Here is a 26,202-nt window from a genome sequence, read left to right on the forward strand (position 1 = left end):
TTATCTGCTAAAATATAGCACTATAATTTTTAGATTTTAGTGGAAAAAAGGTTTTAAGATGGCAAATCAACCACAAATTAGCTACGGTAAGAGTAATATATCTTTAAAAGATATGCCAAAAGCTGGTGAAAATGTCAATATTTATCTTCGCTCTGGGGATGAGCTTCATAGTGGTATAAACCTCTCTAGTGCTAAATATCAGATTGTTGGCACGGATGTTGTTGCAACTATGCCAAACGGTGGAAAAATCACTTTTATTGCTCTTGGAATGATGGCATTTGAAGAAAATCCACCAACTGTAAAGTTGCCGGATGGTAGCACTTTTGATGTTGCACAGATTTTAAATAGAGTAGAGAATATTGTAGAAGCTCCAAAGGATTCCATTCTTACATCTGGAGAAATTTTCATAAAGAGTGAGGATGTAACTCAAAGTGAAGAATTAAAAACTAAATCAAATGATGAGGTTATTAAGGATTATAATGCTTATTATGTTGATCCTCAGCCAAATATTAAGCCTCAAGATGAGATTGGACCAAAAGAAAAATCTGGTAAATATCTGGAGGCGCCAACTGATTTTACAAGCTCTCAAAATAATACATCCAGCTTCAACAAAAAAAATGATTTTACAGAGACTCAAAGTAAATCAAAAGATAACATAGCTGATGTCTCCGCTGCACTCTCTTTTGATCTTGGGTTTTATCAGGTTAAAGTACAAGAAGATGCAACAAGCATAGCCCCTTCACTTAAAATTCTAGGTGGAACTGGAAGTGCACTTGGAAATGTCAGCAAAACATCCGCTGCTCAGTTTCAGTCTGAGACACTTGATTATAGAAGTGACAGCCATAAGCAGGTAATTACTGCTGATAATCCTACTTATGTTGGTGATGATTTTTTAACAAAATTGGTTAGAATTAATGTCTCTCAGCCTGTTGGATTTGGAATCACTACCATTGATATTGCTGGACTCTCTGGAGCATTTACAATCTTAAATTCGGATGGCACATCAGCTAGTGGAGCCTCTGGAAATTGGAGTCTCTCTTTAGCAACAGGCACAACAAGTGGTTTTACTTCATCTAAAACAGATGGTGGTGAAGTGATTGAATTTTATGTCAAATATTTAACACAATCATCGGATTTGGTGCTAGGTCAAGATTATCTTATGAAAACCACTCTCACATCTGAATTTAACATCAGCAATGTCCCACCGATACAGCAAACAAATATTGTTACCCCAGATTTAGATACGCTGATTTCATATAAAGATGTAGGCGTAATTGTAAAAGATGTTGAAAGTGAATCTGACTATAACTATACAGGACAATACTCTGCTGGTTTTGTTCTTGATGATAAGCCAAATGGTAATATTATCTATACAGGAAAGCAAGATTCTACCGTTACTGGTGGGTTGTCGGTTGATACCATTTATGGAAATATTGGCAATGATACACTTGATGGAAATAAAGGAAATGACACTCTAAGTGGTGGTGCTGGAAACAATATTTTAGATGGTGGATTAGGGACGGCAGATACTGTTAGCTATGATTTTGTTACTAAATATAGTGATGATTTTTTGTTTGCCAATGGAGGCGTTAATGACCCTCTGACTGGGCTTCCTTATGTGAATGATTCCAAGGGAGTTGTTGTTGACCTACAGTTAGGTTCAGGAGTTGGAAAAACAGTTTATGACACAACTGTTGACACAACTACTGGAGAATTAACTCTTGATATTACTGATTCTTTGTCAAATATTGAGTATGTAATTGGCTCAAAATTTGATGATACCTTGCGTGGAGATGGTCTAAATAACAAACTCCAAGGTGGAGAGGGTAATGATACGCTAGATGGCAGAGGTGGAGTAGATTGGCTTGATGGCGGTGCTGGAAACGATTGGTTGATTGGTAGCACAAATGACTATATGATTGATGGTGGTGACAATACGGATAGTGTCGATTTTTCAGATAACTCTAATGGAGTTATTGTAACTTTAAACAACTCCGCAAATGGAACCATTGGAAATGTTGGTGGTACTGCCGCCACTACAATTATTAAAAATGTAGAAAATGTTGCAGGTTCACAATTTGGCGACACAATTACTGGAGACAACTTAAACAATCTCTTGATTGGTGGATATGACCATACGGCAGTAGCTGTAACACCAAACGATGACACAATTAGTGGCGGTGCAGGAGCAGATACTATCGTTGGTGATGTGATGATAGATTCTGTTGTTATAGGTACCATCTATGCCGGAAGCGACCTGCTAAATGGCGGTAGTGAAAATGATGTAATCTATGGTGATTCAGCACCACTGCTTAGCAATACTGAAGTAGAAGTTTTAGCAGACCAGAGTGTGGAGTATATTCGAAATATCGATACAGATGCTACTTTGGCAACAGTATATGGCGGAAATGACACACTTATGGGTGGTGCTGGTGATGACTATCTTAATGGTGGTAGCGGATTTGATACGGTTGATTATAGCTCCTCGCTTGGTAAAGTGTATGTAAATTTAAACATTAATTCAGCTATTGGTGAGGGAACTGATCAGCTGTTTAATATTGAAAACATCATAGGCTCTATGTCGATGCTTGGAGATACTCTAGTTGGTAATTCATTGGTAAATACAATCATTGGAAGCAGTGGTGGGGATACGCTAAGTGGTTTGGGCGGTAATGATACTCTGGATGGAAAACTGGGTAGTGATTGGGCTGATTACAGTTATTCAAGTGGCGTTGTTATTGATTTAAGTACGGCTCTGTCTGGTAGTGGTATTGTCTTAGTGACCGATACTGATAAGCTTATCTCAATAGAAAATATTATAGGTTCTAATTTCGCCGATACCATGACAGGTACTGCTGGAGTATCAAATACATTTCTTGGTAATGGCGGAAATGATACTTTTTTTGCTTTTGGAGATGGTGATAAGTTCGATGGTGGTAGCGGTAGTGATAGTGTGGATTATATCTCTGCTCTTAGTGGTATAAATGTTACACTCGGAAGCTCTAGCGGTAGTGATGAGCTTGTTAGTATTGAAAATATATATGCCTCTCTTAACCAAGATACACTTATCGGCGATAGCAATGACAATATACTAGATGGTAGAGATCAAAATGACACACTAAATGGTATGGGTGGAAACGATACTCTTCTTGGTGGAAGCGGTAATGATACTCTGATTGGTGGAAGCGGTGCCGACACCCTAGATGGTGGTACCGGACAAGATATGGCTGATTACTCAGCATCAAATTCAGTTATTGTTAATCTAGCAACAGGTCTAGCTAGTGATGGTTTTGGTTCAACAGATACACTTATTTCTATAGAGATTGTTAAGGGCTCACTGTTTAATGACCAGATGAGTGGATCAACTGCTTCAGACACACTAATAGGAAGCGGTGGGAATGATACTTTTTTTGCTAGTTTAGGAAGTGATATCTACTATGGAAGTAATTTTGGAATAATGAGTGATGCTAATAGCGATCGAGTTGATTATTCTGTTGCTTTAGCTGGAGTTGACAATATTTTTGCAGACCTCTCAACAAACTCTGTCTATTTAAGAGCTGGCGCAGTAACACTCTCTACTGATGCGCTTTATAGTATCGAAGAGATATATGGAACGACAGGTAACGACACTATGATTGGTGGAAGTGGCGCTTCTAACACCCTCTACGGTGGCGATGGTAACGATACTTTAACTGGAAATATAGATGGTGATGTGCTAGATGGCGCTAGTGGTATCAATCTAGCTGATTACTCCGCGCGGACTCAAAATCTAACAGCAGATCTCTCTTTGTCTTCAAAAAATATTTTTATTACAGGAACAATACCTTCGATTACCAACTCAGATACGCTAGCCAATCTGCAAAATCTTACTACTGGTAGCGGAAATGATAAGCTTACAGGAAATAGTGCTGATAATATCTTGATAGGTGGTGCAGGAGATGACACTTTTGTTGGCGGTGCAGGAGATGACACTTTTATTGGCGGCACAAGTACTATTAGCGATAGTGGAAACGATACAGCAAATTATAGTGGTGCCCTTTTTGGTATTGATGCTAATTTAGCAACTGGAACTGTTGTTGGAAATGCAGCAACAGAGGGAACTGACACTCTTTATGGGATAGAAAATATTATTGGTTCAGCTCTAGATGACACTCTGCGCGGTAAGATAGGTGTCGTAAATACACTTAGTGCTGGAGGCGGAAACGACACAATTTATGCTAATCTTGATGGAGATTATGTTGATGGTGGAACTGGGATAAATAGAGCTGATTACTCAAGTGAGGGCTCTAGTATTTCTGTTAATTTAAATAGTGCAAAAGCAAACTACACCGCTACACCTCTGGTTTATGACACACTTGTTAATATTCAAAATGCTACGGCTGGTAGCGCGGATGATACACTAATTGGTAAAACTGGTACTATAAACACTCTTCAAGGTGGCGCAGGTAATGACCTCTTGACTGGTAACTTAGATGGAGATCTGCTTGATGGTCAAGCAAATGCCGATACGGCTGATTATAGCTCCTCGGTCATAGCTTTAACTGTAGATATGGGAGCACAGTCGATAGCGCAAACTGGAAGTTCTACAGCAAAAGATTACTTCTCAAATATTGAAAAATTACAAACTGGATCTGGTTCAGATACTTTTACTATAAATACAGTTTTTGATACAGCTTCATACACTCTTGATGGTGGTGCTGGTATTGATGTCCTTGATTATGGCGCTATTTCTGAATCGATAAATGTCTCACTAAACGGTGCTACATATACAAATGTTATAGTTGGAGCAACGGGCCTTCATGATGAGGTGATACGAAATATTGAGGATATCAAAGGCTCTAAGGGTAATGACAGCATTGCTGGTGATGCGTTAAATAATAAACTATACGGAAATGAAGGTAATGACACACTAGATGGTGGCGCTGGAAGCGATGTGATTTATGGTGGCGTTGATAATGATTTGATTGTAGGGAGCATAGATGGCGCTTCTGACTTTTATTATGGTGATAGTGGCATTGATACTATTGATTATAAAGCTGTAGCTGCCAACATTACTCTAACAGCAGGTACAACAGTTGTTGATAGTAGTGCTACCATAGGTACAGATATCCTAAACGGTATTGAAATTTTTGATTCTGGTAGTGGCGATGATATACTAACCGCGGGTACAGCGGATATGAGTATCTATGGAAATCTTGGTGTTGATAAGATTAGTGGTGGCAGCGGAGCTGATCTCTTATATGGTGACAATATTGGAAACACGCATACAACTTTTGATGGTTCAAACACTATAGCCGGTGGAGCAGGGAATGACACTATCTATGCTGGTGATAGTGGCGACATCATGCGTGGTGATGCAGGCAACGATACAATATTTGGTGGTGCAGGAGTTGACATTCTCGATTATGTAACTAACAATATTGCTATCGCAGCTCTACTAAACAGTGGCATTATCAATGGTGATGGCTCTGATATTGTCGATACTGCTGCGATTGAAATATTGCGTAGTGGAGCTGGTGCTGATGTTATCAGCGGTGCCGATGCTGGAGTGTTAGCAACAATCTATGTTGGAAGCGGTAATGATATCATCAACGGTGGTGCTCTGGCTGAAAAGCTCTACGGTGAAGCGGGAAATGACACCATTCGAGGCGGCGGCGGCATTGATACAGTATATGGTGGGGTTGGTAATGATTTAATCTACGGCAACATCGACGGCGATACAATTTACGGTGATAATGGAGCCGGAAATGTTGTGGGAACCAGTGATACCCTTGATTTTTCTGACATAACCTCTGCGACAAATCTTGTTATAGATATGAGCGCTCAATCCACAACAGGTGCAACTGTAAACACAAATGCAAGCATATTCTTTGAGATAGAGAATGTTACTGGTGGAGCAGGAGATGACACTCTATATGGAGATAGTAGCGCCAATACTTTAAGGGGCGGTGCTGGAACAGACACTATTTTTACCTCAGCAGGAGTTGATTATATTGATGGTGGCAGTGGCATCGACAGTGTAGATTTTAGTGCCATTACAACAGCATCTATCAACATAAACTTATCAACTCTTAAGATTATAGATGATGGCTATGGCAATATTGAGACTATACAAAATGTTGAAAATATTAATGGTGGTAATTTTGCAACGGGAGATACTCTTTATGGTGATGGACTCTCAAATATTATATACGGAAATCTAGGAGCTGATACGATTTCTGGCAATGACGGCAATGATCTTTTGTACGGAGACAATGCAACTAACTCCAATGGCGCTAGTGATGGAAAAAATAGCATTGATGGTGGATCAGGTAATGATACACTATATGCTGGAGATGCTGGAGACCTCCTTCTTGGCGGTATCGGAGATGATACGCTTTATGGAGCTGCTGGTGCCGATACTCTTGTTGGTGGTTTAGGTAATGATACTCTTAATGGTAGTGGTGGAATTGATATAGCTGATTATCGAGCTGCTACTGCTAAAGTTGTTATCGCTTCGGTTTCAGCTAATCCAAACGATATCACCGACCTAACCACTGGTCTTTTAAGTGGTGTAGAGGGGACAGATATTATTACTAATAGTGTTGAGATAATCTATGGAAGCTCAGGCTATGGCGATACTATTAGTGGTAATGCAAACAACAACTCTTTATATGGTTGGGGAGGCAATGACATACTCTCTGGCGGGCTTGGAGATGATGTTATCTATGGTGGAGCCGGTGATGATACTGTAGCTGGTAATGAGGGAGATGATACCCTTGTTGGTGGAGATGTTATTGGCACACTCTCTGGATGGGATACAGTTGATTACTCGGCAGATACGGCAGGAATTACAATTAACCTAACCGCAGGAACCGCAACCGGTACTTCATCTGGAGCCGACACGCTTAGCGGATTTTCCAAGGTTTTAGGCTCTAGCTTTGCCGATACTATTGCTGGAAATGTAGGTGCTGATGATCTTCGTGGAAATGGTGGTGATGACTGGTTTACAATGAGCGCAGGGAATGACACGATTTATGGAGGAACAACATCTGAAACTATCGGGGATACTGTTGATTTTATCAGCGCTACTACCGCAGGTGTTATCGCTAATCTTGCAACCAATAATGCCAGTGGTACGGACTTTGGTACAAATGTTATCTATGAGATAGAAAATGTATCAGGCTCCAATTTTAACGATACTATCACGGGTGATGTCAATGCAAATACACTTATTGGCAGAGCATTAAATGACACTATCTTGGCTGGTTTAGGGAACGATATAATTTATGGAGATGATAACAGTGGCGCATCTGTCGATGGAGTTGAGACTGGAAATGATTCTTTATATGGACAAGACGGAAATGATACGATATATAGTGGACTCGGAAATGATAGCTTGTGGGGTGGTAACGGTAACGATATCCTCTATGGCGGTAGTGGTGATGACTACTTAAACGGTCAAAGTGGAATCAATATCCTATATGGAAACGACGGCAATGACACTTTTGAACTTTCTGATTCCACTGCAACCAATACGATAATAGGTGGTGCCGGTACAGATATTATCTCTTTTTACTATGCAGGCTCAGCCGTTACAGTAAACCTAGGTACGCTATCGTCAAATCAAGCAACAGGCGGTGCCGGAGCTGTTAATTTTACAGAAGCGCTTGAAAATGTATCAGGCAGTGGATACAACGATGTTATTACCGGAAATGCATTGGCTAATGTTATCTCGGCTAATAATGGAAATGATACGGTTTATGGTAGTGGTGGTATTGATATCATCTACGGTGGCGCAGGAGCTGATAAACTATATGGAGATATTGCCGCTCCTATTATATCTGATGGTGGAAACACAATTTATGGCGGAGAGGGTAACGATACTATTTACGGTGGACTCGGCAATGACACTATTTTTGGAGATGATGGCGGAAGTTATGCTGTAGCTTGTGATGACACTATAGTGGCAATTAGTGGCAGTGATGGCGGTGATGTGATTGATGGTGGACAAGGAACCGATACGGCTGATTATACAGCGGTTGCCAATGCTATCAATGTTACATTAAATGGAGCTATTGTTGCAACAGTCAATGTTGTGGGTGGCGATAATGATACTGTTGTTAGAATAGAAAATTTTATTGGTGGTAGTGGCAATGATACAATCACTGGCGATAATGGTGCCAATTATCTTAATGGTGGATTGGGTAACGATACTATTATAGGCGGCGGCGGCAATGATATCTTAACTGATTCTAGCGGAACTAATACTTTTGCAGGTGGAGCAGGAAACGACACAATCACAGGAACGGGAGCTACTGCTAGTTGGCTTGATTATTTTATTGATGGGATAAACGAAGGCGCTTCCACTAACCTAAGCACTACAACTTCTCAGGTTATCTCTGCATCTAGAGGTAGTGATGTTATTGTTGGAGTAAATAACATCACAGGATCAGCTTACAACGATAATTTCTATGGTAATTCAAGTGTCAATACTATAAACGGCGGTGCTGGAGATGACACTATAGAGGGGTATGGCGGCAATGATATTTTAGATGGTGGATCCAATAGTGCCGTAGGGGATACTGTAAGTTATCAGTTGGAAAATAAAATTAATGTTACTCTTGCTGATGGAGGAGTTGCTACAACTGTTCAGGTTTGGAATGGCTCAAACTGGACTACAGAAAATGATACTATCAGTAATTTTGAAAATATTATGGGCTCAAATAGTGCAAACTCTAGTTTAAATTCAGACACAATCGCAGGCAATAGTTCTGGTAATACCATTTTAGGTTATGTTGGTGATGACTCTCTGTTTGGTGGTGGCGGCAATGACTATATTGATGGTGGTTCCGATAATGATATCATCGCAGGTGGAGCTGGGATTGACATAATTTATGGTGGTAATGGAAACGATATTATTAGAGGTGGAGGCACTGCATATAATAATGGCAGTGCTGATAGTTCTTCAGACACTCTTTATGGTAATGCAGGAAATGATACACTTTATGGGATATTAGATGGAGATACTCTCTATGGTGGTGATAATGCTACTGCATTTAATGGAAGTGATGTCATCAACTATAGTGAACTTGTAGCCGGAAAAGCTGTTTATGTGGACATTAACGCAACTGCTGGATCATCACTAGCCCAGTTAGTTGGAACACCATTAGTAACAGATACTATCTATGGTTTTAATAGTGTTGTTGGAAGTGATGGAAATGACACAATTGTTGGAAATATAAACTCAAACTTGATTTCTGCGGGCGTTGGTAATGATGCTATCTACTTCAGCTCGATAGCTGCTATCTCTTCGGTGGTTAATGCAGGGAGTGATAATATAGATATGGGAAGTGGCGATGACACCCTTTATACCTTTATTTCAGAATTGACAAGTGGCGACATTATTAACGGAAATAGTGGCAACGACACAATAGTTTTTCGAGATGGTGGCACAATTAGTGATACCACAAAATTTTCAAATGTATCCAATGTGGAGTATGTGCAGTTTGCTGATGTTGCCAATACTATTAGTTTAGATACAACAAAATTAAATGATGTGACACTCTTGGGTGGTTCACTTAATGACACTTTTAACTACGCTATGGCAAATTTTGATAACCATGATATTATAAATGGTGGAGCAGGAACCAATAAGATAGCCTTTACTACTGCTGGAACACTAACTGACTTGATGTTAAGTTCCATATCCAATATACAAAACATACAGCTTGCAAACGGTATAAACAGCGTAGCTGTTGATGTAAGTAGTGTTGGCGGCGGATTGGCTACGCTATACGCTAGCACAAGCGGAGGAACAAACACCTATAACTACTCTCTTTCAAATCTAACAAGTGCTGATAAAATCGTTGGTGGCGGTGCTAGCACTACGGATATTGTTCAGTTTTTAGATGCCGGAACTGTCGCAGATGACACTAGATTTAGTGGTCTCTCTCTTATTGATCAAATCAGGCTGGCTAACGGTACTAATAGTTTCAATATTGGAGCTACAAATGAAGTTAATCTCAGCAATGTAAGCATCATGGGTGGGGCGGGTATTGATACATTTGTTTACGCCTCGGCCGCCTTGGTTGATGGTACAGCGAATGCAAAACTAATTGGTTCTGGCGGTAATGATATTTTAAAAATTACTGGAGCTAGTGCCATTGTTGACGCCAATCTTGCTGGATTTATCGGTATCTCTACTCTTGATTTGAACGCTTATACTAACTCTATTACTCTTGGGCTAAATGCGACTGCAATGGGGCTAACAACAATTGATGCTTCAAGTAATGCGACTGCAATCTCAATAAACGCTTCAGCCATGACAACAGCGGTGACAATCAATGCTGAAAATGTGGTTGGCGGTATTTATCTAGGTGGTACATCAGCTGGAGATATTTTAAATATAAACAGTGTCCTAAATGGTCAAAATGCCTCAAGTATAACGGCGATTGAGACAATTAATATTAACGCAAACACAACTTTCACAGGAGATTTGACCGGTGTAACTGCTCTAAATATTGCAGCTGCCAAAACAGTTACTCTTGATGCAAGCGCAATTACTGGTGATACAGCAAGTGTTGCTAATAATGGGATTATGATTGTTAACAATGCTGTTACGGGAAGTACTTATAGTGGATTGACCTATAGTGGAGCTGGGGTACTGCAAGTAAATGGCAGTGGCGGTAATGATATATTAAATTTCAATGCAAATGTAACAAGTTACACGGGAACCATTACGCTAAATGGTGGTGCAGGAGATGATACAATCACTGGAACTGCTAAAAACGACACTATATTTGGTGGAGCAGGAAATGATACACTAACAGGTGGAGCAGGATCAGACTATCTTGATGGTGGTGCTGATGATGATACATATCGTTTTACGGCAGTTGCAGATATATCAGCAGATACAATTAATGATACCGGTGGTGGTACGGATGTTATCTTTATGGATGCTGCACTTAATTTTGACCTCTCTGGCATAGCTGTTACAGGAGTTGAGGGTCTCAAATTTTATCAAGGTGCAACAGCACAAACGCTTACTATTTCAAAAGCTCAAGCAGCTCTCTATACTGATTTTATCGGCTCGGCAAGTGCAATCAACACACTCATAGCAACAGGGGTTACAACCAGCCTTGATATGGATACTTCAAAAAATTATACTAATGTTGACAAAGTAGTTATTAATGCATCTACAAGTTCTGCTGGTATTACTCTAAAGGGTGCAAGCGGTGTATCAAACAGTATTACCGGCGGAACTGGAAATGACACTATTGTAGCTGGTACACAAGCTGACACGCTTCTTGGTGGCTCTGGCAATGATACCTACCAGATTATAAGTACAAATCTAACAAGTGCTGATATCGTTACTGACTCTAGCGGAACTGCCGATGTTTTACAGATTATAGATGCCGGCGCAACGATTATCGATGTACAACTAACCAATGTTACTGGAGTTGAAATTTTAAAACTAGGCGCAGGTTCAACAGCTACTCTTGGCGCAGAAGCAAATAATGGTGGCACTGGATTTAAGGGTGTAGATTTGTCTGCTGGTGGTACAAATGTTATAAATAATAGCACAATTACAAATATCACGCTCACTGGTGGAGCAGGAAATGATACGCTAAATATTAGTGGTGGCGTGGCAATTGATGCATCAAAAATTACCAATACCGAAGAGCTAAATATTACCTCAGGAGCAAGCGCTATCAGTAGTACTTTTGGCGGAACAGCTCCAGTTGTTACAATTAGCAGTGGCGCAACATTGAGTAGCACAAACTCCGCAACTATATCTGGTAAAACAGTCAATATCAACGGAACGCTAACTTCAACCGCCATAAATGCTACTGATTTATCACATGTAAGTTTAAATAGCGGTGCTACAGCCAATCTTACTCTTTCGGCAGGAGGAGTTTTGGATGTTAGCGTTGCTGGTTTTACTAAAGATAACGGTGGTGTACTCAAAATAAATGGCAATACCGGAGCAGAAACCATTACGATTGACTCTGCAAAATTTGGCACAAATGTAGGAGATGCAATCGCTGATGGTGGTGGAACAGATACTCTGATTGTCAAAGGAAATAGCGCTATAGACTTTACAAAAATCAGCGGTATGGAAGTTATAGATTTAACAAACTACACCGGCACAACATTAACAACAAACAATACAACTGGAGAAACAGTTAAAATCAACTCTGCATACACCTCTATAAATACAGGTGGAGGAACAGATCAGCTCTATATTACAGCTAATGTAGTTGATTTAAGTGCTACAACGCTTAGTGGAATTGAGAGTTTTTTTGTAGCAGCTGGTGCGACATTAACTATTAAAGCTTCAGATGTTTCTGGAAAAACCGTCAACGGAACAGGAATATTAAATGTTATCAATTTGGATGCAACCTTAGCGGCAAATTTTGCATTAGTCAATCCGACAATAACCCTAAATGTCGATTGGAACGCTACTGCAACCTATACCGGAAATCTAACAAATGTAGATGCCTTAAGTATTTCTGGTGGCACTATGACAGTAACTGACAATATATTAGGGAGTGTTCCTGTTAGTGGAGCTGGAAATATTACCGTTCTTGTAGATACAAATTCAAGTCAAAATTTCAACACCCTTTCACTAGGTGGCACAGAACTGATTCAATTCACGGCAAATTCAACATTTAGTGGTAATTTTCAAAACTCGATAGTGACGGTCAACGGCGGTGTAACTCTAACAGCCGATGCTTCGGTGCTAAGTGCCAAAATAGTAGGTGGAGCAGGTGTAGTTACTGTCACTAATTTGCAAAATACATTAGCAGCCGACTTTACTAATATTACAACGACTACCATCAATGCAATATGGGCTGGCACAACGGCTACATATACAGGTAATCTAGCAAATGTTGATACGCTAAGTATCTCTGGTGGAACAATGAGTGTGGCTGATTCAATACTAGGAATAATAGCTGTAAGTGGCGCAGGAAACCTAACTGTAAACGCTGATGATGCCTCTTCCAACTTAGCAAATATAAATATTGGCGGTATATTGACGATAAATGACGGAACTACGGGACTAACGCAAACTTTAGTAGGCTCTGCAAACAGTGATGTGTTCAGTCTAGATAATAACGATGCAACTTCTAATGGTGCAAATGGAGGTGATATCTACAATCTCTCAGGCGCTACAAATATATCTGACTCTGGCGGTAGCGGAACGGATATTATAAACATGATGGCAAATAACATTGACTTGAGTGGTAAAACTATCACTGGGATAGAGACATTAGCTCTTAGTGCTACAACTGGAATAACGCTTAATGCCACAGAAGTAGCAAGTTTTACAAGCATCACAGGAAGTGGTAATTTAAGTGTAAATTCTGCTCTTAATGGAGCAATTAATTTATCATCATATTCAGGAAGCGTGACACTTAGTGATGCAAATGGCAAAAATGTAACTCTTGGTTCTGGGGATGATACAATTAGTACAACAACCGGTGGAACTGTAAATATGGGCGGTGGTAACGACCATCTAACGCTAGACTTTTCACATATTAGCAGTTTAACTATGGATGGTGGAGCTGGTGCAGATACTATATCTTTGGGTGGGCTTTTAAATGGAGACAACATTTCAGCTGCAACTTTTAACAATATATCCAACATTGAAACACTTGATATTTTATCTTTGGGCGCTGGTAGCAATATGACAATTGACTTTGCAGCATTAGACTCTATTGCAACAAATTCAAATTCAATCAATTTAAATATAAATAGTGCAGCAACAGCGTCATTAAATAGCTTGACAGAGGTATATCTATCAACGGACATAGGACATACTACAAATCTTGCAGTAGCTGGTTCTTGGACAACTAGTAGCGCCGCTACTTATGATGTGGTTAATACAGCAGATACATTTACCCTGCATGTATTAACGGTTTAGGATTTAAATGGAAAAAGCACTACCAATAAACAAACAAAAAGATGAGCTACTTTTGTCTTTTAAATACATTCTTGATTTTTACTATGGGGATGTAGAACTAAAAACTATCAACAACATTCTCTCACACGGCAGGGCACATACAGAGATAGAAGATTTGAGATATGCCGCAAAAGATTTTGGACTAAATTTTGAAGAAGCACCTATATCCGCAGATATTATATACTCTCATATCTTCCCTTGTATTGTCACTGGTGGTGATAAAAAAGCAAAAATATTTCTATCGCTTACTGATGGAGTGGCTGAAATACTTGACTCATTTAGTAAAGAAAAAATAAAAATGTCTCTTGATGAGCTAGTGTCAGAGTTTGACACACTTCTCTATTTTTATAAAGATATTGAACATAAAAATATTTTAACGCACGAAGAGAAGGGCAAGAATTGGTTTTGGACTCATCTACTAGATGCAAAATCTGATATTTTAAAAATAGGGATTTTAACTATTTTTATCAATATTTTTATCCTACTTGTCCCTTTATATGCCATGAATGTTTACAATCGTGTTATCCCAAATTTCGCTACAGAGACGCTGTTTGTGCTCACAATTGGCATAATTATTATCTTTGTTTTTGACGCCATTTTTAAAATGGTTCGCGTATATATACTAGAGAGTATGGGAAGACGGATTGGGAGTGTGCTGGAAGAGGAGATGCTAAAGAGAGTGCTTTTGATTCAGAGTCAACACGACCATCTTCTTGCAGGTTCAAAAGCAAATCTTTTTAAAGAAGTTGCTCAAGTTAGAGACTTTTTTATGTCAAAAAGCATAGTTTTGGCACTGGATTTACCTTTTGTTTTTTTAACTATTTTTGTTATCTATCTTATATCCCCACAAGTAGCTGTTATAACTTTTTTGTGTAGTTTTATCATTGTGATTGTAAATCTTGTTTTTCAAATCCCAATTTTTGCCCTAGGTAGAAAACTTTTTCACGATGGACAGGTTAAACATAACTACCTTTTTGAGACCATAAAAGGTATTGAGACGCTAAAACTTACAAATGCAACAGCTAGAAGATTATTTAAGTGGCGTCAGATTGTTAATTTTTACAACTATATGAACCTCAAAATTCAGATGCACACAAATATGGCGACCAATATTTCGTATGTCGTTATGCAGATAGCTACGGTTTTAACACTAGTTGTTGGAGTTTACCAGATACAAGAGAAAAACCTCACAATAGGTGCGCTTGTTGCCCTTGGACTTCTAGTTGGTCGAGGAATTGTCCCTATTGTAAACATATCTACACTGCTAAGCAAATACAAAGAGTTTAAAGAGGCACTAGAGTCACTAAATAAGTTCTGGCATCTACCACTAGAGACACAAAAATCAATAGATTTAGGGATAAAAAGACTTCGAGGTGATATAGAGTTTCATGGTGTATCTTTTACTTATGCAGGTTCAAAACATCCATCAATGGAGGGCGCTACATTTAACATAAAAGCAGGAGAAAAGGTTGGCTTTATTGGACCAACTGGCGCTGGGAAAAGTACAATTTTACGACTTTTAACAGGGCTTGACTCCCCACAATTAGGAACTATTTTTATAGACGGACATGAGATAAACACTATCCATCAAGTTGAGCTACGGGACAATATTGGGATTATGCCACAAGAGCCATTCTTGTTTAATGGCACACTAAAAGAGAACATTGAGATTGGCAAAAATATCGGAAAAGATATGCTCATTAAACTCTTGGCCATGACTGGACTTGAAGCACTTGTTAAGCGCTCTGGCGAGGGTGAGAATTTTCAAGTGGGTGAGGGCGGTTCTCGTCTTTCGGTTGGACAGCGCCATCTAGTTGGACTCGCTCGCTCACTTATAAGCGAACCTTCAATTTTAATTTTAGATGAACCAACTACTGGTATGGATGTAGGGCTTGAAAAAGAGATGATTCAACATCTTAAACCTATTGTTGCTGATAAAACACTAATTTTGATAACCCACAGATTTGCAGCATTAGAGTTGGTTGATAGAGTTATGGTCGTCAACAATGGCAAAATTGTAGCGGATGGGGCGAGGGATGACATCTTAAGACAACTTCAAACACCAAGCCAAAAGAAGGCCGAGTCATGAGCAAAATGATGCTTGAGAAAAAATGGAATTACTATATTACAGTTATACCAATAGGGCTTTTTTTTACAGTCTCTTTGATTTGGGCAACATTTTCTGAGATAGATGAAGTTGTTAGAGGAGATGGGAAAATTATTCCATCAGGTCAAACTAAGATATTGCAACACATGGAAGGCGGAATTGTTTCAAAGATTTTGGTTAAAGAGGGAGATAAAGTCTCTATAAATCAACCAATGTATCAGCTTGAACAAGCATCATTTACGGCAGATTTAAATGAAAAAGATATAGAAAAAATCTCTCTAGAAGCAAAACAAAAAAGGCTTGAAAGCCTGATTTATGACAAAGAGCTCGTTTTTAGCGATGAGTTTAGTAAAAAATATCCACAAATAGTTCACAATGAGATGCAGATATTTTTTAGTGAAAGACAAAACAACTCTGAGCGACTAAATGGTGTATCTCAAAAAGTAGAACAGAAAAAATATGAGATTCAAGATTTGGAGATGAAGCAAAGAGATTTAAAGTCAGAGCTTGATGTGGCGAGTGAAAACAGCTCCATTTCAGAGCAGTTGATGAAGTCAGGTGCTGGCTCAAAGAAAGAGTATTTGGCTGAAATGGGTAAAAAACAAAATCTCATCACACAGCTAAATGGAGTTAAAAACCAGATTCCAGTAGCCAGAGGAAAGTTAAAAGAGGGACTGTTTGAGCTTGGCGCAATCAAATCAGAGATAAAATCAAAAGCTCTTAATGAACTACAAGAGACAAGACTAAAACTAAGACAAACTGCCGAGCAAAACGAAGCGAGCGTTGATAGAACCAACCGATTACTCATAACTTCTCCAGTCAATGGAATCGTTAACAAGCTCTACTACTACACAATCGGTGGTGCTATAAAACCTGGAGAGAAAATTGCAGAAGTGACGCCACTTGAAGATGGATTTATGATTGATGCAAACATAAAAGCATCAGACAGAGGTAGAATCTGGATTGGGCAAAAAGCAAGTATAGATATTACGGCTTATGATTATGCAAGATATGGCAGAATTGAGGGAAAACTAATCTCAATTAGTCCAGATAGTTATACAAATCAAAAAGGCGAAATTTTATATAGCGTTAAAATAAAAGCATTTAAAGACAATCTAGGTGCAAACCTTCCAATAATGCCGGGTATGGAAGCTGGTGTGAATATTATCACCGGTAAAAGAACAGTTTTGAGTTATATATTTTTCCCAATAAAAAGAATGGGTCAAAACTCTATGCTTGAACCATAATAAAGAATGATTTTGTTACAATCACACGACAGCACAAAAATAAAGGATTCTAGATGTTTAGTATGATATTGAAGTTTCAAGCTTTTTTAGAGAGAATGAAAAAAAATAAAGGCTTGTGGTTTAGTATACTAACACTTACGGCACTTCTTGGTATAGTTGGAACACTTACATATCTCAATACAATGACAAACAGAGCCGCTAAAAATCTATACGAATCAACAAATACTAGTTATTTTCAAAATCTAGACTCAAGACTAACTGCTTCTTTAGAGAAAATAACTATTTTAGGAACAGTACTGTTAGATAATCAAGCTTTTATGGCGACTATGAATAGTGGTGTTGGAGTAAGTGGGCAACTAGAAAAAATAGCATCAGAAGTTAACAGTATTGGTAAAAACAAGATAGAAATAACTCTCTATAATAAAAGTGGAGCAACTTTAGGCTCTTCAGCTAAAGATATAAATGGTAGCGTAGAGTTATATGGCTCTAAAGCATTTCAGCAAGTAGTTAAAACCAATCAATTCATAAGCACTATCGAGTATCAAAATGGAGCAGTTTTCCTGAAGGCTCTTTTCCCGCTACAAAATGGGATTTTAGAGACAAAACAATCAATCGATTTTTTGGTTGAAGAGTATGACGCTAGAGATAAAATATTTCAAGTTCTTATGGATAAAGATTTTATTGATATGAAAAATGTACAAAAATTTGCCTATAAAAAGATTGGTAAATCAGAAATAAGCGTTCAAGAAAAAGTTGATGAGGATTTTTTAGAGCAGATTCAAGATTTAGATTTTGATAAATTGATTAAAGATAAATATATTCTCACTGATGAAAATTTTATACTCGCGAGACCTATTTTAGATGTAGAAAACAAAAAAGTTGGGGTGATTTTAATAAGCGAAAATATACTTAAGCGAAATGGATTGCCAAATATGACAAAAAGTATTAGCACTGGAATTACAACGGCGGCAATGGGACTTGTGGTTGCGCTACTAGTGCTTATGATTTAAAAGTGGCTATTCAAATAAACTTAAACATCATTAAAAGGCAATATTAAAATTATGAAAAGAATTAAAATACACAAAGCATATTTTATTACTTGGTTATTTATATTTTATGTTATTTTTGCAAATGCTGAGCATTTAATGACATTTTTTATGGCAACTGTTATTTTTAGCTCGGCAATCGTTGGATTTTTAGCAGTAGGAACACTATATCAGCTTGTTAGCGGTTTTGACATTATGATGTTGGGCGGAACATTTGGGGCGCTTGCATATAAACGAACGGGATATGAGTTTTATATCAGAAGTATAAATGCTATCCTTCCGGCAAATATTGCATATATGTTAGAGACTAGAAAAAATCAGCAAAAGATGCTTTTTACGCAAGAAGAATCAAGAGATATTATTGATTGGCTTGAAACTAAGTTTATTAAACAAAAATCATACATAAACTTTTTTATCAATACCTCTATGCTTATCGGTCTGCTTGGAACTTTTGTTGGATTAGTTGAGTCTATTGACAAAATGGGACAAATTATTTTAAGTCTTAACGGCGATGTTGATGTAAAAGAGATTATGCAGCAGTTTTCAGGGCCGCTCTCTGGAATGGCAATTGGTTTTGGTGCATCCCTATTTGGTGTTGTAACTGCAGTTATACTTGGACTTAACGGATATATACTATTTAGATACCAAGATACACTAATTGTTGGGATTGAAGAGTGGCTTAAAGATAGAATTATAGATATTGCTCCAGCGGAAGGTGGCGTGGCTGTTGATTCGTCCTCTGATCTGGCTGGACATCGTAAAAGTTTTATGGATCTATTTTTGGAGCAGATATCCACACTCACAAAAGAGATTAGTAATATCTCTAAAACAAATGAGAATTTTAGCAATATGTCTTTATCGTTATCAAATATTGAACTTGCCATGAATGAGCAAAAAACAGTATTTAAAGAGATGCTAGATTTGCAGACAAAAAGCTCTTTACAGTCAGAGCTACTACTCTCTTCAATACTTGACACACAAAGAGAGATAACAAATACAAACTCTACAGAGTTTGCAAGATTGGTAGAAGCTACACATGAGCTTAAGCTATTATCGCAAGAGAGTAACAAGTCAGCAGATGCAACTACGAGACTGCAAAAAGAACTTTATGAGCAAGATACAAACTTCCAATCCAAAGCATTATCTTTGTTGGGAGCAGCAAATGATCTCCTAACTGCAGATAGACAGGTCAGCAAAGAGCTTCTTAGTGCATCTTTGGCTATAAAAGAGGAGCAATCTGATGGATTTGGTAGAAGTATATATTTTGCTGGAGAGATAGCTGCTAAAACAGCAGAGATTGAGAAAACTATGAAGTTATATATAGAAGAAAATCAAGATTTTAACGAAGAGTATATAAGAATTAAAGAGAAACAAAACAGTGAGATTTATGCACTTGGTGTAAAAATAGATGAAGTTTCACAAAACTTTGAAGCAAATAACAGAAGTTTAAAAAATATAGAAAAAAATGTTGCAATTATTGAATCAAAGTCAATAAAATCTGAAAATGGCAATAGCAATATAAAACAAAAAGGTCTCTTCTCTTCTTTATTTAGATAAATCAGAGAGAGTATTAAATCTAACATATGAGGACAGGAGACTAGATGGCTGGAGGTGGCGGAAGCGATGACATGAATCCATTTATTTCATATGTGGATTTGTTCGCTTCAATTATTATGGTTTTACTGCTTTTTGTGCTACTTCTTTTTGTTAATGTTGGGTACTACATGCAATTTAACACTAAAGACCAAGTTAGTGACATCAATACAACCGAGGAAAAAGAGAATGCGGTTGTGTCAAGTATAGATATAGTAAAAAAAGAGGACTATAAACAAAAAGAGATAGAGAAGCCAGTAACTGTTCCTGAAAAAAAAGATATAAACAGCACAACTAAGGCAACTGATGGTAATACTATTAGTGGAAAATCTGAAACTTTCGCATCTGCTGAATTTAAAGAGCAGGATATGATTGTAGTGTTTAAAAATAACGAATATTTCTTAAATAAAGATGTTATTTTACAGATATCTTCATTTATGGAGCAGATTCAAAAAACAAGGCCAAGTGCAATTTTTCATCTGAGTGTCGGAGATTCAAGCAAGCTTATTAGCTCCACACAAACAAAACAAGTCTCACTTGGCAGGATACTAAGTCTAAAAAATGCTCTACAAAATATTCCATCTCTTAAAGATAAGATAAAAATAAATTACAAACAAGCAGATACCTATAGTTATGAGTTCGGATATCTGAAAATAGATGCAAAGTGAGAAGTTAAAAGTGATAAAAAAAATTGTTAATAATTTAATACTACTTATGGTGTGCGGGTTTCTTCATCCACAGACACTAAGCGCGTCTTTGGATGAAGAAAAACTAATCTCAAGTAATGCCACACTAAAAGAAGCGGTAAGAGAGTCAATAGAGTTAAACTATCGTGTGAAACAGGCAAAAGAGAGAGTTATTCAAGCAGATTTTATGATAAGAGAAGCCCTTGCTGATTTTTTACCACAAGTTACGCTCTCTTCCAATACCAAAAGACTTCAGTATAGTGGTTTTGATATACAAGATTACGCTCAAACTGACTTAACTGCTGCTGTCTCATACAACCTATATTCGGGTGGCAAAAGCAAAGCTCAGATGGATAAAAACAAGATTGTTAAAAAAGAGCAGCAAGAGAAATTAAAAGGCACAATGCAAGAGGAGATAAGTAAAGTAATAGACTCCTATTTGAGTGTTGTTTATGGACGATTATCTATGGATGTAAATAAGAAAAATTATGAAAAACTTTTAAAGATATATGAGATAGTTAAAACAAAACGCGCATTGGGTGCAGCAACGGCAGGAGATGAAAATTCGATATCTTCAAGTGTCTTTAATGCTAAAACAGCAATGACAAATACAGAATCGGCATACAATAATGCAAAAAACTACTATGAATTTTCAATAAACAAAAATATAGAGCAGCTTAACCCATTTGAGACTAGCTTTGATGTAAAATTAGAAGAGTTTGATAATGTGTTTGAGCAGATTAAATCTAAAAATGTAGATCTCAATATTATTAAAGCGCAAATAGAGGGAAAAAAGAAAGATGTTTATATAAATAAGGCTACTGCTTGGCCGACAGTGGATTTATCGGTATCAAACACAAGAAGATATCGTGATGACTATATCCAATCTATCTCAAATATTCCAACCGATGGCTTTAATTCGGATACGATAATGTTACTAAGTATAAACTATAATATATATACAGGTGGCAGAGTAGAGGCAAAAACAGCTCGCATAATGAGTGAAACCACAGATAATATCTATAATCTTGAGTATATAACTAAAGAGACAAAGTGGGATTCCCAAAAATTATTTAACTCTGTTCAAACAAATACAGATACACTTGAAACACTGACAGGCGAAATAGTTGCAAGTGAGAAGATGGTTGATGCTTATTGGGAGAGATTTCGCCTCTCAAGTCAAGACCTAATAACACTTCTACTAGCCCAAAGACAGCTAAACTCAGCAGAGTTAGAGAAGTTAAGAAGTGAAAAAACTAGAATTATTGACTATTTTAATCTTCTAGCAAAAGAGGGCAAGTTGCTGGAATATTTCGGATATTGATATTAAAAGGAGAAATTAACATGCTTAAAACAGTTTTTTTAGTTATAGCTATTTATGTAATGGAACCTGTTTTTGCAGATGACAATAGAACTGTAAAAAGTCCAGTATCAATTGGCGAGAATGTATTTCGTGTAAATAAAAGCCGCTACGATAAAGACTTAGAAAAAAGATACCAAAAAGATAAAAAAAACAGAGCTCCAATGAAAATTTATAAACGAAAAGATGGCTCAATTGATACTCTAAAAACTATAAATGAGGCAAATAATTGAGTCAAAATATAGATAGTTATATACATTTAGTAGCAAGTGGAAATCTTTTTTTAAAAGATTTCCAGAATGAAGAAGCTATAGCATGTTATAAGAAAGCCGCGCAGTCAAGTGGTGTAAAAACATGGCAAAGGGATACCCTTCTTGAGTTTTATAACAATCTTGGAGTTGCCTACAAGAGAAAAAAAGAGCTTAAGCAAGCGCAGATGGTTTTTGAGGAGGGAATTCTTATAGAGCCCAATCACCATATTTTTTATTCAAATCTTTTTAATACACAAAGGGCTCAAAATAGAGATGATTTAGCGGAAAAAGTGCTTCTAAAGGCCATCTCTCTAAAAACCAAAGAGATATCTCATTTCATACTGTTGGTAGAGTTTTATAAAGAGAAAAAAAAGTATAAAGAGGCATTTGAGGTAGGAGCAGCATGCGTTAATCTTTTTAAAGATAAGTATGATTCGCACTTAATGCTCGGTAATCTTTTTGCAGTAGTCAAGTCTTACAAGCAAGCGTTGATTCCATATCAAACAGCTATAAAAATTAATCCAAATAACAGTAGTGCTTACAATAATATAGGTGTAGTATATAAGGAGTTAGGAGAGCACGATAAGGCAAAAGAGTCTTATATGAGGGTTCTAAAAATAAATCCAAATGATTCAGCAGCACATAATAATCTTGGCAATCTTTTAAGAAATATGGACAACTTAGGTGGAGCAGTTAAGCATCTTGAAGAGTCAATCAGGCTAAACCCATCCTATGCTGATGCCTATAGTAATCTAGGTGCGGTTTATAGAGAGGCTAAAGAGTATTTAAAAGCAAAAACTCTCTATCGAAAAGCACTATCTTTAAGTCCAAATCACACTAATGCAAATTTTGACCTTTCGTTAATTGAGCTTATGGAAGGCAGTTACGAATCAGGATGGAAGAGATATGAGTACCGCCTAAGGATGGATGAGTTGATTGGCAAACTTTATCAATATAAAACACCAATATGGAAGGGCGAATCCTTAAAAGATAAAAAAATAGTTTTACAAAATGAGCAGGGCTTTGGCGATAACATGATGTTTATTCGTTATGTGTCAAAGTTCGTTGAGCTTGGAGCAAAAGTTATTATAAGAACTAGACCACAGCTGGTTAGGCTGTTTAAATCTATCCAAGATGTAGAGAGTGTTTGTAGCGAAGAAGAGGCAATTCCTGAGCATGATTACCATTTTCCACTATTGTCATCTCCTGTGTATTTTAAAACAACGCTTGAGACAATTCCTAGTATTTTTCCATATATTAGTGTTAAAAAAAATCTAGATATTATCAAGACAGATCATAAAAAAAAGCTAAAAATAGGATTGGTTTGGAGCAGTAGTCGAACAAATAAAGATTTTAAAAATAAGTATATAGGGCTTGAATACTATAAACCACTCTTTGCTGTAAAAGGGAGTGTGTGGTACTCACTTCAAGTTGGTGACGACGCTAAAGAGATTGCTCTGCATGGACTAAAAAATAGCATAACGGATGTCTCTGAAAAACTAATAGATTTCTTGGCTACAGCAGAGGCTATAAGCTCTCTTGATCTAATCATAACAACCGATACAGCAGTAGCCCATCTGTGTGGGGCCATGAACAAAGAAGCTTGGGTGCTTGTTCCAAAGCCTGCTGATTGGAGATGGATGCAAGATGGTGACTCTACTCCTTGGTATGGTAGTTTAAAACTTTTTCGCCAAAGTAAACAGGGTGATTGGAGTGAGTTAATATCTAGAATTGAAGCAGTTTTAAAGAAAAGATGTTCTTAAAGAGTTTAACAAATCTCTAGCAAGCAAAATACCGCTAGAGTTTACTATTTATATCTATTTTAACACTAGAGGTGGGAAGTATGTACTAAGCGTAACTGCCGCTTGTGCTGAGATTTTCTTCATCAGTTTCTCAAACTTATCCTCTTGGTTCCAGACTGGTTTTGTCACTTTGCTTAGTTTTGCTAGTTTAGCTTTAGCATCAGAGCTAACTCCAAGAGAGTCTATCAATCCAACTTCTCTGGCTTGTTCTGCTGTAAAGATATGAGCATTTGCAAAATTAGTACTATTGTTTATGTCTAGATGTCTTGCAGTTGCAACATCTGAAACAAACATCTTATAGGTCCCATCAATCACTTTATTTAACTCTTGAACTTCATCATCCGTCCATTTTCTATCCATCGTTCCAACTTGTTTATATTTACCAGCTTGAACAGTCTGTGTGGATACCCCAACTTTATTCATGAGCTCACTGAAGTTTGCTCCCTGCATAATAACGCCAATGCTTCCAACCATCGAACCAGGATTTGCAATGATTTCATTTGCCCAAATACTCGCATAGTAGCTACCACTAGCAATTGTTCCGCTTGCATAAACAACAACAGGCTTAACTGCTCTAGCTCTTTTTATTGCATAAGCGATTTCAATAGATGGCGAAACTGAACCACCTGGAGAGTCAACATTTAACAAAATTCCTTTTATGGAAGAGTTTTTTGTTGCTTTTTCAATCTGGTCAACAACTTCAGAGACCTCCATTATTGGTCCAGTCAGGTAGATCTGTTCTAAGTTGTTTGTCTTTAACTCATCTTCACTAGTTGGTGCAAAAATAAGAAAAACAAGAAGTAAAAAGAGCATAGCCTTGAAGTTTTCTTGTATAAACTTCACTATAGAGATAAGCGGCGAAAAGATATTTTTTATAAATTGCATTACTGACCTTTTTTAAGTTTTCCGTTGATGTAAACTTTTTCGACATTATAGCCTTGCAATATTAAATGAAGTTCCAATTCGTTGCTCGGCTCTGACTCTAGATTAATCACAATCATATCAGCATTTTTACCCTCTTTGATTTCTCCACAATTTAATCCTAAGGCATCGGAAGCATCTTTTGTGACACTTAAAATTAATTTTTTTGTTAACTCTTTAAGTGGCATATTTGAGTGCATGAAAAGAGCGCATTTCATCTCTTCAAATAGATTTAGTCTGTAGTTTGAACTAAGCCCATCGGTGGCACAAATCCATCTGATATTTTTCTCATCCAACTTAGACAAATCAAGTGCGCCATTACCAAGAAGTCTATTGGAAATAGGGCAGTGGATGATAGTGTGTTTACTTTTAGATATCTCATCTAGCTCTTGATAGTTTGCTTTTACTGCATGAGTTAGTAGCATCGGTTCATCCTTGAAGTTTTTTAAAAACTCTTGTGAGTCACTAATGCTACTATTTTGTTTTAGGAGTGTTTCAAAAAACTCTTTAAATTCGCCCTCGTTTTTATCAAGCCAATTTCTCTCTGCTTCACTCTCCATAAAGTGAGCACTCAGTTTTAACTTCTCATCTTTTACAATCTGAAGTGCTTTTTTTATTAAAATTGGATGAACAGAGTAGGGCGAGTGAATAGCTACAGCCGGGTAAAACCCCTCTCTAGCAGAAGCTTTTGAAGTATCTAACCTTGCTAAAAAATTATTAAAAAGTATATCTGCCATAGTAGCTTGTGAGCCAATAACTTCATTAAAATATATAACATTTTGGGGTGCATTAAAGCAAGCATCTAAGTCCATTCCATAAGAGCTAACGGCTCCAAAAGTTGTTATTCCAGACTCTAGCATCGAGTTGATCGCCGCTGTCATGCACTCATTTGCGCATCCTGAGATAAGCTCATCTCTATGTTCTATAACGCTGTGGAGCCACTTTATAAAATTCCCATAAGAGAGTTCTGTTCTGTTGGCGCTAAACTCTAGGTGAACATGAGCATTTATGAGCCCTGGCATTAAAAGTGAATTTTTCTCAAGCGTTGTGATTTTGGCATCTGGAAACTCTTTGATTAGTTCATCAAGTGGAGCTATTTTTTGAATTGTTGTGCCAAACGCAACAGATACATTTGAGAGGAGTTCGTCTGGGGTCAAAATATAGTTTGGTGTTATAATTTGCATCTATAATCTTTTCTTTAAAATTTAAAATATATTATGCTTAATTTAGATAAAATAGCC

At 37.4% G+C, this 26,202-nt stretch carries 11 protein-coding genes; 9 read left to right on the forward strand and 2 right to left on the reverse strand.

The features are described 5' to 3' along the window. Positions 1-58 precede the first annotated feature (58 nt). From PHV22_RS09545 to PHV22_RS09585, 9 genes are read left to right on the forward strand one after another with little or no spacing between them, the layout of a single operon-like run. Positions 59-13,909, forward strand: a complete 13,851-nt coding sequence (locus PHV22_RS09545) for a calcium-binding protein (protein ID WP_299947353.1) — start codon at positions 59-61, stop codon at positions 13,907-13,909. A gap of 7 nt (positions 13,910-13,916) precedes the next feature. Beyond that, positions 13,917-16,037: an ATP-binding cassette domain-containing protein gene (locus PHV22_RS09550; protein ID WP_299947355.1), complete on the forward strand. Its 2,121-nt coding sequence runs from the start codon at positions 13,917-13,919 to the stop codon at positions 16,035-16,037. Next, entirely contained in the window at positions 16,034-17,302 is a 1,269-nt protein-coding gene (locus tag PHV22_RS09555) for an HlyD family type I secretion periplasmic adaptor subunit (protein ID WP_299947357.1), read from the forward strand. Before PHV22_RS09550 ends, PHV22_RS09555 begins: the two co-directional genes overlap by 4 nt. 53 nt (positions 17,303-17,355) lie before the next feature. Further along, positions 17,356-18,312: a hypothetical protein gene (locus tag PHV22_RS09560; protein WP_299947359.1), complete on the forward strand. Its 957-nt coding sequence runs from the start codon at positions 17,356-17,358 to the stop codon at positions 18,310-18,312. 51 nt (positions 18,313-18,363) lie between these two features. Then, positions 18,364-19,905: a hypothetical protein gene (locus PHV22_RS09565; RefSeq protein WP_299947361.1), complete on the forward strand. Its 1,542-nt coding sequence runs from the start codon at positions 18,364-18,366 to the stop codon at positions 19,903-19,905. Positions 19,906-19,949: 44 nt separating this feature from the next. Beyond that, the gene (locus PHV22_RS09570; RefSeq protein WP_295020633.1) at positions 19,950-20,609 is read left to right on the forward strand and encodes a hypothetical protein; all 660 of its coding nucleotides are present in this window, start codon (positions 19,950-19,952) and stop codon (positions 20,607-20,609) included. Between the two features lie 10 nt (positions 20,610-20,619). After that, entirely contained in the window at positions 20,620-21,951 is a 1,332-nt protein-coding gene (locus tag PHV22_RS09575; RefSeq protein WP_295020635.1) for a TolC family protein, read from the forward strand. 20 nt (positions 21,952-21,971) lie between these two features. Beyond that, entirely contained in the window at positions 21,972-22,220 is a 249-nt protein-coding gene (locus PHV22_RS09580) for a hypothetical protein (RefSeq protein ID WP_295020637.1), read from the forward strand. Then, on the forward strand, positions 22,217-24,001 hold the full coding sequence (locus PHV22_RS09585) for a tetratricopeptide repeat protein (RefSeq protein WP_295020639.1): 1,785 nt from the start codon (positions 22,217-22,219) through the stop codon (positions 23,999-24,001). Before PHV22_RS09580 ends, PHV22_RS09585 begins: the two co-directional genes overlap by 4 nt. A gap of 54 nt (positions 24,002-24,055) precedes the next feature. Here PHV22_RS09585 and sppA read toward each other — a convergent pair whose 3' ends face one another. Both sppA and PHV22_RS09595 read right to left on the reverse strand, forming a co-directional pair. Then, positions 24,056-24,925: a signal peptide peptidase SppA gene (sppA, locus tag PHV22_RS09590; RefSeq protein ID WP_295020641.1), complete on the reverse strand. Its 870-nt coding sequence runs from the start codon at positions 24,923-24,925 to the stop codon at positions 24,056-24,058. Beyond that, positions 24,925-26,145 (reverse strand): metal-dependent hydrolase, encoded by a 1,221-nt coding sequence (locus tag PHV22_RS09595; protein WP_295020643.1) that lies wholly within the window; start codon positions 26,143-26,145, stop codon positions 24,925-24,927. Before PHV22_RS09595 ends, sppA begins: the two co-directional genes overlap by 1 nt. Positions 26,146-26,202 lie beyond the last annotated feature (57 nt).

The sequence above is a fragment of the Sulfurimonas sp. genome (genome assembly GCF_028713515.1).
GTDB lineage: Bacteria > Campylobacterota > Campylobacteria > Campylobacterales > Sulfurimonadaceae > Sulfurimonas.

Coding starts and splice junctions, on each gene's coding strand:
- PHV22_RS09550 (WP_299947355.1), top strand. CDS start 13,917: ATGGAAAAAGCACTACCAATAAACAAACAAAAAGATGAGCTACTTTTG.
- PHV22_RS09560 (WP_299947359.1), top strand. CDS start 17,356: ATGTTTAGTATGATATTGAAGTTTCAAGCTTTTTTAGAGAGAATGAAA.
- PHV22_RS09595 (WP_295020643.1), bottom strand. CDS start 26,145: ATGCAAATTATAACACCAAACTATATTTTGACCCCAGACGAACTCCTC.
- PHV22_RS09580 (WP_295020637.1), top strand. CDS start 21,972: ATGCTTAAAACAGTTTTTTTAGTTATAGCTATTTATGTAATGGAACCT.
- PHV22_RS09565 (WP_299947361.1), top strand. CDS start 18,364: ATGAAAAGAATTAAAATACACAAAGCATATTTTATTACTTGGTTATTT.
- PHV22_RS09555 (WP_299947357.1), top strand. CDS start 16,034: ATGAGCAAAATGATGCTTGAGAAAAAATGGAATTACTATATTACAGTT.
- sppA (WP_295020641.1), bottom strand. CDS start 24,925: ATGCAATTTATAAAAAATATCTTTTCGCCGCTTATCTCTATAGTGAAG.
- PHV22_RS09570 (WP_295020633.1), top strand. CDS start 19,950: ATGGCTGGAGGTGGCGGAAGCGATGACATGAATCCATTTATTTCATAT.
- PHV22_RS09545 (WP_299947353.1), top strand. CDS start 59: ATGGCAAATCAACCACAAATTAGCTACGGTAAGAGTAATATATCTTTA.